The sequence below is a fragment of the Paenibacillus sp. JCM 10914 genome (assembly GCF_001315105.1).
Taxonomy (GTDB): Bacteria; Bacillota; Bacilli; order Paenibacillales; family Paenibacillaceae; genus Paenibacillus_AQ.
This window is the reverse complement of the sequence record NZ_BAZR01000002.1, coordinates 53,722-65,685: the sequence shown is the minus strand read 5'-3', so window position 1 is coordinate 65,685 and position 11,964 is coordinate 53,722. Positions and strand designations below refer to the sequence as shown.

At 49.0% G+C, this 11,964-nt stretch carries 7 protein-coding genes and 1 pseudogene; all 8 read right to left on the bottom strand.

The features are described from left to right. Positions 1 to 8: 8 nt before the first annotated feature. Positions 9 to 1,106, bottom strand: a complete 1,098-nt coding sequence (nusA, locus tag JCM10914_RS03680; RefSeq protein WP_023957563.1) for a transcription termination factor NusA — start codon at positions 1,104 to 1,106, stop codon at positions 9 to 11. 32 nt (positions 1,107 to 1,138) lie between these two features. Then, positions 1,139 to 1,600 (bottom strand): ribosome maturation factor RimP, encoded by a 462-nt coding sequence (gene rimP / locus JCM10914_RS03675; protein ID WP_023957561.1) that lies wholly within the window; start codon positions 1,598 to 1,600, stop codon positions 1,139 to 1,141. Between the two features lie 178 nt (positions 1,601 to 1,778). Further along, positions 1,779 to 6,091, bottom strand: a pseudogene (locus JCM10914_RS03670) (PolC-type DNA polymerase III). A gap of 167 nt (positions 6,092 to 6,258) precedes the next feature. After that, positions 6,259 to 7,716, bottom strand: coding sequence for a proline--tRNA ligase (gene proS, locus JCM10914_RS03665; protein ID WP_023957555.1), 1,458 nt, complete (start codon positions 7,714 to 7,716; stop codon positions 6,259 to 6,261). A gap of 90 nt (positions 7,717 to 7,806) precedes the next feature. Continuing rightward, a complete protein-coding gene (rseP, locus tag JCM10914_RS03660) occupies positions 7,807 to 9,081 on the bottom strand; it encodes an RIP metalloprotease RseP (protein WP_023957553.1) in 1,275 nt (424 codons plus the stop codon). A gap of 132 nt (positions 9,082 to 9,213) precedes the next feature. After that, positions 9,214 to 10,353, bottom strand: a complete 1,140-nt coding sequence (locus JCM10914_RS03655; protein WP_036716953.1) for a 1-deoxy-D-xylulose-5-phosphate reductoisomerase — start codon at positions 10,351 to 10,353, stop codon at positions 9,214 to 9,216. Between the two features lie 17 nt (positions 10,354 to 10,370). Next, a complete protein-coding gene (locus JCM10914_RS03650) occupies positions 10,371 to 11,171 on the bottom strand; it encodes a phosphatidate cytidylyltransferase (RefSeq protein ID WP_023957549.1) in 801 nt (266 codons plus the stop codon). A 20-nt stretch (positions 11,172 to 11,191) separates the two neighbouring features. Continuing rightward, entirely contained in the window at positions 11,192 to 11,962 is a 771-nt protein-coding gene (locus JCM10914_RS03645) for an isoprenyl transferase (protein WP_023957547.1), read from the bottom strand. Positions 11,963 to 11,964 lie beyond the last annotated feature (2 nt).

The window sequence follows — 11,964 nt, the reverse complement described above, 5'->3', positions numbered from 1 at the left end:
GGCCAGAATTAATCAACAGAGACGGAATCCTGGTGCATCTCGCTCGCTTGGGATTTCGGCCGGCCAAATTCCTGTTCCGCCTGGCTTTCACTCTTAATATCGATCTTCCATCCAGTCAGCTTCGCCGCTAGGCGAGCGTTCTGACCTTTGATTCCGATCGCAAGCGAGAGTTGATAGTCCGGAACGATCACGCGAGCCATTTTCTCATCCTCGTATACTTGAACCTCAAGCACTTTAGAAGGACTGAGTGCATTAGCCACGTATTCCTCGACTTGATCGGAATAGCGCACGATATCGATCTTTTCACCGCGAAGCTCATTCACAATAGTCTGTACGCGCATGCCTTTAGGACCCACGCAGGAACCTACCGGATCTACTTCATCGTTACGGGAAAAGACCGCGATTTTGGAACGGAAGCCAGCTTCACGCGCTACCGAGCGAATCTCCACGACGCCATCGAATATCTCGGGTACTTCAAGCTCAAACAGTCGCTTCAACAGACCCGGATGGGTGCGAGACAACATAATTTGCGGACCTTTGGTCGTGTTCTCGACCTTGGTAATGTAAGCTTTAATCCGATCACCATGTTTGAACTTCTCGTTAGGCATTAATTCCGTTAACGGCAGTGCAGCTTCGATCTTACCAAGATCGATATAAATATTGCGCATGTCCTGCCGCTGCAGGGTACCGGTAACGATATCGTCTTCCTTGTCAATAAAAGCGCTGTAGATCAGGCCTCGTTCGGCTTCTCTAATGCGCTGAGTAACGACTTGCTTCGCTGTTTGCGCAGCAATCCGACCGAAATCACGAGGCGTTACCTCGATCTCCGCGATATCCTCGATCTGGAAGTGCGGATTAATTTCACGGGCTGCATGCAGTGAGATTTCTGTGCGCGGATCCAATACCTCGTCAACAATCAGCTTACGTGCAAACACCTTGATCACGCCGGTATTCCGGTTCATATCTACCCGTACGTTCTGCGCGGTGTTAAAATTACGCTTGTAACTAGAGATCAGTGCCGCTTCAATGGCCTCAAACAGCACATCTTTGCTAATGCCCTTATCCCGTTCCAACTCATTCATCGCTTCAATAAAATCCATACTCATTGAAAATCGGTTCCCCCTTTCAAAACTTCCATTTAAAAAATGATGGCCAATCTGGCACTGGCTACTTTTGCATAAGGAATTACGTGTTGCTTTTTCACCGTCTGGATGAGGAGCTCTTCATTCTCGAACGATTCCAGCTTACCCTCAAACTCCTTGAGTCCGTTAATCGGCTCATATACGGTGACAAACACATTCTTGCCTACGGATTTCGCGACATCTTCCTTCTTCTTCAGTGGACGTTCCGCTCCAGGAGAGGATACTTCCAGGAAGTAAGCTGTCGGGATTGGATCATTCTCATCCAGCTTCTGGCTCAAGTGCTCACTGATCAAACCGCAATCATCGATATCTATGCCACCGTCTTTATCTACGAAGACGCGCAAGAACCAGTTGCTTCCTTCCTTAACGTATTCCACATCGACCAGTTCAAAGCCGTGTTCATCCAAATAAGGCTGCACCATTTCTTCAACAGTCGCTTTAATCTTTGAAGTGCTCAAAGAACATAACCTCCAACTTCATTTCCTATATACCAAAGAGTAAAGAGTGGGTTGCCCCACTCTTTACACAACGGTTTTATCTCCATGATTACCAAAAAAATTATAACATAGTCTGGTAATAGTGACAAGTATGACTCCTTGACTGTCAAGGCGTTACGATAAAAAACCATGACAACAATTAGAACAATGACAACTGATTGCTCTCAGGCAGTCCGCGGAAGCACCCCATCTGAGTCAGCAGCTCCACTGCGGTTTTACTCGCCTTGGCTTTCTGCTGGAAATCCTCAATGGAAAGGAACTCACCCAATTCTTTTGCAGCCGCGATGTTGCGAGCGGCATTGTCTCCGATTCCCTGCAAGGCGGAGAACGGGGGGATGAGCGAATTGCCATCGACGGTGAACCGGACCGCTTCGGAACGGTACAGATCGATATTCTTGATTGACAATCCTCTCGCCGTCATCTCCAGCGCCATCTCCAGAACAGGCAGCGAGCCTTTCTCCTTCGGCGTAGCTCCGAAGCCAAGCTGCTCGATCTCTTCAATCCGTCGATAGATCGCTTCATAACCTTGAGCACATAATTCGATATCGAAATCCTCTGCACGCACCGAGAAATAGGTAGCATAATATTCAATCGGATGATAGAGCTTGAAGTAAGCCGTTCGAACCGCTGAGATAACATAAGCGGCGGCATGGGCTTTCGGGAACATGTACTGGATTTTGAGACAGGAATCGATATACCATTGCGGTACTTTGCACTTCTTCATCTCGTCAATCCATTCCTGAGAGAGCCCTCTGCCTTTGCGTACACTTTCCGTTATTTTAAAGGCAAGACTTGCTTCCATACCTGCCTTATATATCAGGAACAACATAATGTCATCCCGACAACCGATAACCGTCTTGATGTTACAGGTCCCGTTCTTAATTAGCTCTTGCGCGTTGCCAAGCCAAACCCCCGTTCCGTGAGACAGACCGGATATTTGCAATAAGTCGGCAAAGCTCGACGGCTGGGACTCTACGAGCATCTGCCGTACGAACTTCGTTCCCATCTCCGGCACCCCGAACGTGGCGACTGGCGAGCGAATCTGATCTGGTGTTACGCCGAGCGATTCGGTGGAGTTGAACATGCTCATGACCTTCGGATCATTCATCGGGATCGTAGTCGGATCGACGCCGGTTAAATCCTGCAGCATCCTCATCATGGTCGGATCATCGTGGCCGAGAATATCAAGTTTAAGCAGGTTGGCTTCAAACGCGTGATAATCAAAATGGGTTGTTTTCCATTCCGCGTTAACATCATCGGCCGGGAATTGAACAGGCGTAATCTCTTCTACTTCAATATAATCCGGCACAACCACAATTCCGCCGGGATGCTGACCCGTGCTTCGCTTAACCCCTGTACAGCCTGAGGCTAGACGATTCAGCTCCGCTCCCCGCCAGCGCTTATTGTTATGCTCCTCATACTTCTTGGCAAATCCGAATGCCGTCTTCTCGGCCACTGTACCGATCGTTCCCGCTCGAAAGACATTCTTCTCACCGAACATCTCCTTGGTGAAATTATGAGCATGGGGCTGATACTCCCCCGAAAAGTTCAAATCAATATCAGGCACTTTGTCACCTTTGAAGCCGAGGAACGTTTCGAACGGAATATCTTGTCCTTCACCTTTCATCATCTTACCGCACTGTGGGCAAGCCTTGCCCGGTAGATCGAATCCGCTCGGTATGCTTCCATCTAGAAACCATTCGCTATGTTTGCAATCACTGTTCAGACAGATATAATGTGCCGGTAGCGGATTAACCTCGGAGATGCCCAGGAATGTAGCAACAACGGAGGAGCCTACCGATCCCCGCGAGCCTACCAGATATCCGTCTCTATTCGATTTCTTCACGAGTTTCTCCGAAATTAGATAGTTCGCTGAGAAACCGTATTTGATGATCGGCTCGAGTTCCTTCTCCAGCCGTGCAACAACCACCTCTGGTAAATGCTCTCCGTATATGGATTTAGCGGTCTCATAACACGTATTACGTATTTCGTCATCGGCACCGTCCAGAATCGGCGTAAACAGCTTATCCGGAAATAGCTCCAGCTCCTCGAATCGGTCCGCAAGCTGACTTGTGTTTGTCACGACAACTTCATAGCATTTATCCTGTCCGAGAAACTCGAACTCTTCCAACATTTCCTCCGTTGTCCGCAGATGAGCATCCGGCTTACGCTGATCCTTCAATGGACTAAAACCGGTAATCCCGTGAATCGTAATATCCCGAAACAGCTTGTCTCTCGGATCAAGGTAATGCACATTGCCCGTCGCGATTACCGGTTTATCCAACTTCTCACCGATTCGGACAATTTTGGACATCGCCGTTTTGATTTCCTCCGGGCTTCCAACCAAACCCTTATCCACCAAATGCATATACATCGTCAGGGGCTGAATCTCAAGGACATCGTAGAAGCCGGCAATTTCCTCTGCCTCTTCCTCGGTCTTATTGAGGACCGTTTCGAAGAATTCTCCCTTTTCACATCCGGAGAGCACTAGTAGGCCATCACGCATTTCCTGCAGCTTGGACTTAGGAATCGTAGGTACCCGCTTGAAAAATTGAGTATGAGACATGGATACGAGCTTGTACAGATTCTTTTTGCCAGCCATATTCAGCGCATAGATGCCGCAGTGAAAAGGGCGAGTATTGGAGAGGTCCATCCCCACATAATCATTAAGCCGGTCCAGCATTTTAATGCTCTTCTGCTTGTCCACATCACTCAGCAAGCCGTTGAGAATGCCCGCAAGCGCAATCGTATCATCAATCGCCCGGTGATGGCTCTCCAGCAGCACTTTATACTTGTCAGCCAATGTGTTCAATCGGTGGTTCTTCATTCCTGGATGAATCAGACGGGCCAGCTCCAAGGTATCGAGATACGGATTATCCAGGGTAGCCATGCCTGAATTTTTCAAGGCTGCCTGGATGAATCCCATATCAAATCTCGCATTATGTGCCACAAGCACAGCGTCGCCAACAAATTCCACAAATTCCTTAAGCACCGGCACAAGTTCAGGAGCATTTTTCACCATATCATCATTAATATTGGTTAATTGCTGAATGTGGTATGGAATTCGTTCATGCGGATTTACGAAGGTTGCATAGCGGTCGACTTCTTTGCCTTCTACCATCTTGACGGCAGCCAACTCAATAATCTTGTTAGCCGTGATCGACAATCCGGTGGTTTCAATATCGAAGACGACATAAGTAGCGCTGCTCAGCTCAAGCGGCTGCGCTTGTTCAACGATATTCACGCATCGTTGACCACATTCGCCTCAATGCCGTACATCATCTTAATCCCATTCTTCTTGGCATTCTTCGCCGCTTCCGGGTAACATTGCACACCGCCATGGTCACTCACGGCAATCGCCTTATGTCCCCATGCAGCTGCTGTTTTGATGTATCGATCAATTGGCGTCACCGCGTCCATCGTGCTCATCGTCGTATGAAGATGAAATTCGACTCGTTTCTCTGCCGCGTTGTCCTTGCGGCTTGGAGGAGAAGAAACTTCGCCGAGATCCGAAGGGATCATCACGAGCTCTGGCACTTGCATAAATCGGTCATACTCTACGCGCCCACGCGCTTTGACCCACTTCCCGTTCTCCAGCAAGCCTAATACCTTGAGATCATCTTTCGTTTTGCCAAACATCTTCATCTGTAAGGAATCACTGAAATCGGTTAGATTAAAAGTAAATAGGGTACTGCCGTTGCGGAGCTCTTTCCGGTCCAAGCCAAAAATAGTGCCTTGTATCGTAATCTTCTTCTCCTCATCCTGAATTTCCTGAATGGGAACAGGCTGATCCTTGATGTCGTACCCGACTTGAAGCTTTATCGCTTCCTCGTCGTCATCATCACTATCCATCTCGGCCTCCAGGCTGCTCATGAGCTGCTCGATGACCTCGCGTTCTTCCTCGCGCTTCTTCTGCTCGAATTCTTCATAGGCCGCTTGACCGTTATCGCCAACCTGCATCTTGACTCGAAGCGTCAGATCGAAATACTGTCCGAAGAAACGGGTAATCGCACCATCAATCCCTTTTTTACGGGCAAGTTCCAGTGACATTCCATCCGACATCGACAGCAGGACCTGTCCATCCTCCACTTCATGGCGAGCACGAGACATCCAACCATTAACCGACGGAATCTCCCGGTGCGCCCATTCCAGAAACAGCCCCCAATATTCCTGCACTATCTCCGCTTCATGCACGCCGTTATAACGGAATACGAATCGGATTTTAGCAATATGGCTCATCTTCTCTTGAATCCTCAAACAAAACGTCCGATAGATTTCGGACGGAACAAGCGAATCCTTAAGAATCGTAATCTTCCAATCCTTACTTGCCCGGCTGGTCTCCACTTGCTCAATCACACCGTCCAGAAAATAGGGTTCCACCAGATTGGCTGGAACTTCTCCCTGCTTCATTAGCAGTTCAAACCGCTTCCTTTTATCTTCTGTTGTGCCCATGGCGCCCTCCCCTGTGTGGCAAATTGCATTAACATGAAGAAAGCTTCCGCCGGCAGCACAATGTCAGGCCTCTTATCGAAACAGAGCGTCCGTCGTACTGCCATCCGGAAGCTGACTCCAGATGATAGACCACCAATTATTACTGGCAATCCATAATTTCAGTTAATTTAGTACGCTCTGGCAAACAACACCGTATGATCAGCGTTTTCCCCGCATACAAGGCATTTGGTCTTTCTTTCTGACGGTTCAAACGGAATGTTACGGCTTGTTGCCCCTGTCTCTTGCTTTACGGTATCTTCACAAGCTGCAGAGCCGCACCATCCGGCTAATGTAAAGCCGCGCTTCTCTTCCATGCTGTCTTTCATTTCGTCCAGCGTTTCTACGGAATAAAAATGATCTTCCCGGAACTGCTGTGCGCGGTTATACATTTCTTCATGAACTTGCGCAAGCATGTCCTGAACTTCCTGGACCAAATTCGCCTGCTCCACCGTTTTCTTCTCGCCGGTCACGCGCGAGACGAGCACACAGACACCGTTCTCCATATCACGCGGGCCGATTTCCAGTCTTACTGGCACACCGCGCATCTCATATTCATTAAACTTCCAACCTGGGCGCACGTCGGGATTGTCGTCGACTCGAACGCGAATACCGGCGGATTTCAGTTCACGGAACAGCTCATCCGTACGGCCAACCACGGCTTCTCTCGTCTTAGGCGGTCCGATCGGGATCATAATCACCTGAGTAGGAGCTACCTTCGGCGGCAGTACGAGTCCACGATCATCCCCGTGAACCATAATCAAGGAACCGATAAGACGCGTGCTGACCCCCCAAGAGGTGGTATGGGCATATTCTAACGTGTTCTCACGGTTCAAATATTGAATATCAAAGGCTTGAGAGAAGTTCGTCCCCATATAGTGGGAAGTTCCCGCCTGAACAGCACGTCCATCTTTCATCATCGCTTCGATGGAGTACGTATCAACAGCGCCTGCAAATTTCTCCGAAGGTGTCTTTTGTCCTTTAATAACCGGAATCGCAAGGTAGTCTTCAACGAATTGCTGATAAATATCCAGCATTTGCATCGTCTCGCCTCTGGCCTCCGTTTCCGTCTCATGGGCAGTATGTCCCTCCTGCCACAAAAACTCGCTGGTACGCAAGAACGGCAAAGTGCGTTTTTCCCATCTCACTACGTTCGCCCATTGATTAATGAGCAATGGCAGATCACGATAAGACTGAATCCACTTGGAATACATGTGGCCGAACATCGTTTCGGAAGTTGGTCGGATCGCCAGTCGTTCCTCCAATTTCTCACCCGCTGCTTCGGTTACCCATGGAAGCTCAGGGTTAAATCCCTCGACATGCTCTTTCTCCTTCTGGAAGAAGCTCTCGGGAATAAAGAGCGGAAAATAGGCGTTACGATGACCTGTTGCCTTGAATCGGCGATCCAGCTCTGCCTGAATGTGTTCCCAAATCTCATAGCCGTCGGGCTTAAATACGATGCAACCTCTGACAGGCGAATAATCCATCAGATCCGCTTTTTTGATGACATCGATATACCAGCGGGAGAAATCTTCTCCTTGCGACGTGATCTCTGCCACGAACTGTTTATCCTTCGATTCCTTAGACATAATAAATCGTGTTCCTCCCATTATTAAGAACGCTTTACATGCGTAGCTATCGCTGCGCCTTTCCACGTTGCATCTAATCCTTACTCGTCTTTAACCGTTAATCAAACGGAGTATATCGTTATACGTTACCGCGATCATAAGCAGGAACAGCATGGCAAAACCTATGAAGTGTACCATCCCTTCCTTGTTCGGATCGACCGGTTTTCCTCGTAATGCTTCAATGCCGAGGAATATGAGACGGCTTCCGTCCAGTGCAGGCACTGGGAGCAGGTTGAAGATCCCGAGATACAAGCTTAGAATCGCAGCCCAGTAGGTCAACTGCTCAATCCCTTGTTTGGCAATTTGACCCGTCACTTCAAACGTTCGCACCGGTCCTCCAAGATCATCCATAGAGAATTGTTGGATTAATTGCCTGAACCCCTGAAATATAATCGTAGTTGTATCGACCATCGCTGTACCTGAGCCAGTAATGGTCTCACCGAAGCCAGCGCTACGGGTTGGCAGTTCCGGGACGATTCCAACCTTCCCGCCTTCTTGGCCTTCCATTGTTCGTGGGGTCAACGTCAAATCAAAAGACTCATCACCGCGGCGAACAGTCCAATCCATCGGCTTGTCCTTGGATGCGGCGATCAGTTCGATCATCATCTGATAATCCGCTCCAATCGCCGTACCGTTAATGCTCTCGATAATATCGCCTTTCTTCAAATCGGCTTCATCGGCTGGCATGCCTTGCGTGATACCGCCAATCTTCACATAGGTAGGATTCTCAACGGGAATCCCAGCCATCTGAATATGTAAAGCGAACAGCACAAAGGCCAAGATAAAGTTCATCACGGGACCAGCAAAAATCGCGAGTGCTCTCTGACCCACCGTCTTACTTCCAAATTGACGATCCCTCGGTGCAATCTGTGTCTCCACGCCTTTAGCAACCATCATTGCTTGCGGATGGATCTCGTATTGCTGGAATTCACCATCAACATCAAGTCGCACCGATAGTCGGTCTACCATGTCCATGAACTGAACTTCACCGCGAAGCACGTTCTTGCGGTTATCGAGCTGATCCAGATAAATCTTCTTCACCTGATTCTCTGTATTCAGGCGAACGGCAATCGTCTGCCCCGGATGAACCTCGACCAATTCCGGGTCTTCTCCCGCCATCCTTGCATAACCGCCAAAAGGCAGTAACCGGAGCGTGAACTGGGTTTCATTGCGTTTATATGAGAACAGCTTAGGACCGAATCCAATGGCAAACTCTCTCACCAAAATTCCGGCACGCCTAGCAAAATAATAGTGCCCCCATTCATGCACAGTGACTATAACAAAAAACATGAGCACCGTTAAGAAGACGATCCGAACCATTTCCAATGTGGTACATCCCCCTTTTCCTCTGAGAACGCAGTATGTCCCTATAGATTATCATTATTCTCCTACCGTCCACAAGAGAATCACAAGCAACCAACTTTTTTTTCAGGGAGATTTACAAAATAACTTCAGCTCTTACAAATGAAGAGCTACTTCCCGTGCTAACGCGTCCGCTTCCTCAATAGCCCCAAGCTCCGGATTAGAGATGTTGACATGGCGTTCAACGACCTGCTCTATGATCTCTTCAATCCGAAGGAACGATATCTCACCGCCAAGGAAGCGAGCAACGGCTATTTCATTCGCGGCATTGAATACCGTAGGTGCCGTCCCCCCCATTTTACCACATTCATAAGCAAGCCTTAAACATGGGAAGCGCTCAAAGTCCATTTCGCTGAAATGAAGCTTGCCTGCCTCGGCAAGGGACAGACGCGGAGCGGGAGAAGTCCATCGCTCAGGGTAAGTTAAAGCGTATTGTATCGGCACCCTCATATCGGGGTTTCCAAGCTGGGCGATAATGCTGGAATCCCGAAATTCCACATAGGAATGGATAATGCTCTCTGGGTGCAATAAAACAGAAATCCGATCATACGGTATATGATAAAGCCAATGTGCCTCCATTACCTCAAGGCCTTTATTGACCATCGTTGCAGAATCAATGGTAATCTTGGCTCCCATGGACCAATTTGGATGCTTAAGCGCATCCTCCACCGTGACGTTAATTAACTGATCACGACGATAATCACGGAACGAGCCGCCCGAAGCAGTCAGCGTGATTCGCTCAATATCTTCGTAACGTTCACCATTCAGACACTGAAATATAGCAGAGTGCTCGCTATCGATTGGTAGTAACTTGACGCCTTTCGCTGCAGCACGGGCCGTCACAATATGACCTGCTGTTACAAGCGTCTCCTTGTTCGCGAGCCCGATCGTCTTGCCCGCATCAATTGCAGCAAGCGTAGAAGGCAAGCCCATGCTGCCTACAACCGCGGTTACAACCGTATCTGCTTCCGTTCCCGCCGCAATCTCGATCAAGCCTTCCCGTCCATAGTACAATTCTGTACCCGCAGGGAGCTCATGCCTTATGCGTTCAGCCAATTCCTTCGTTGCGACGGATACTTTGCGGGGAGCGAATTCCTTCACTTGCTGCAGCAGTAAATCGGTATTGCTTCCTGCCGCCAATCCTTCGATCTGAATTTGCTCCGGGTGCAATCTTGCGACATCCATCGTTTGAGTGCCGATGGAGCCGGTTGAACCCAGCACGCTGATTTTTTTCATACGAATCTTTCCTTTCATCAATAAGGGAGAAGACTTAATATATGTACGAATGGAAATACGACGATCCAACTGTCACAGCGATCCAGAATCCCGCCATGTCCCGGCAATAACTTGCCCGAATCCTTAATGCCGTAAACCCGCTTGTATGCGGATTGTACAAGATCGCCTAACTGACCGATAACTGCGCAAGATAGACCGATCCATACCGCTTGTCCAGCCGATAGCAATCCACCCGAAAACCAAGCGAACAGCAAGGCCGTAAATACGGCGATAATCACACCGCCGACTGCGCCTTCAATCGTTTTGTTAGGACTGATCGACGGCCATAACTTGTGACGCCCCATTGCCTTGCCGACAAAATAAGCCCCTGCATCACTGCCCCAAATCGAAGCAAGCAGCAGAAAGGTCCAGAAAACGCCATGTCCATCAGGCGCATGACGCGCCTCGGCAAGAAACATAAATCCAATACCGATATATACAGCTGCCAGAAACAAGAGCGAAGCCCTCTGAATATCGATACGATTCTTCGTCGTTACCGTAACGAGCAAGAACAATAGCAGGACAAGCCATAGGATCTGATCCGTTGCGAGCTTTAATTCGATGCCCAGCGGCCCCCATGGGAACACCAGCAACAGCACGCCAGCGTATCCAATCCACGCCGTTCCCCCGAACGGCGCTGTATTCGTCATCCGTACGAACTCATAGTAACCGATAAGGGCCATTGCCAGAATGAGCAGATGGTACCAGAGGCCGCCAATGAAACATAATCCTAAAAAGACCGCTCCCGCTATGATTCCGGTAATCAATCGTTGTTTCAAAACGTTCCATCCTCCATCGGCTACGTCAACAGTCCACCGTAGCGCCGTGTTCTTTGTTGATAGTCCGACACCGCCTGCACCAGATGATCCCTGGTGAATTCCGGCCAATAGACATCTGTAAACCATAATTCACTGTAGGCGAGCTGCCACAGCATAAAGTTACTTAGTCGCAATTCACCGCTGGTCCGAATCAGCAGATCCGGATCGGGCAGTCCCCCCGTAAGAAGACGCTTGCCAATCATTTCCTCGGTAATATCCTCCGGGCGCAGATTGCCTTGCTGAACTTCATGCGCCAGCAACTTAACGCTTTCAGCGATTTCCTTACGACTTCCATAATTGAGGGCAAAGTTAAGAATCAAACCGTCATTATTCGCTGTCTTGGCAACAGCTTCTTCCATTGCCGATACCGTATGCGACGGCAGGTCCTCTGGATGTCCCATCATTTTAACCTGGACGTTCTTCTCAATCAATTCTTCAAGCTCGATCGCGAGAAATTCTTGAGGAAGCTTCATGAGAAAATCGACTTCTTCCTTTGGACGTGTCCAGTTTTCTGTGGAAAAAGCATACATCGTCAATATTTTGATACCCAACTCATCCGCTGCGATGGCCGCTCTTTTGACAGCCTTCATACCATTTTGATGTCCGACAATTCGCGGCAAGCCACGCCGTTTCGCCCAACGTCCATTACCGTCCATGATGACGGCAACATGATGTGGGATATTGTCCGTAGAGAGCTGATGCGTCTGCTGACTGTCCTCTTGATTCAACCACGATCGAACCCGTTTGATCATTC

Excerpts from the sequence above, each read along its gene's own strand:
- nusA (WP_023957563.1), bottom strand. The coding sequence starts at position 1,106 with ATGAGTATGGATTTTATTGAAGCGATGAATGAGTTGGAACGGGATAAG.
- proS (WP_023957555.1), bottom strand. The coding sequence starts at position 7,716 with ATGTCTAAGGAATCGAAGGATAAACAGTTCGTGGCAGAGATCACGTCG.
- JCM10914_RS03655 (WP_036716953.1), bottom strand. The coding sequence starts at position 10,353 with ATGAAAAAAATCAGCGTGCTGGGTTCAACCGGCTCCATCGGCACTCAA.
- JCM10914_RS03645 (WP_023957547.1), bottom strand. The coding sequence starts at position 11,962 with ATGATCAAACGGGTTCGATCGTGGTTGAATCAAGAGGACAGTCAGCAG.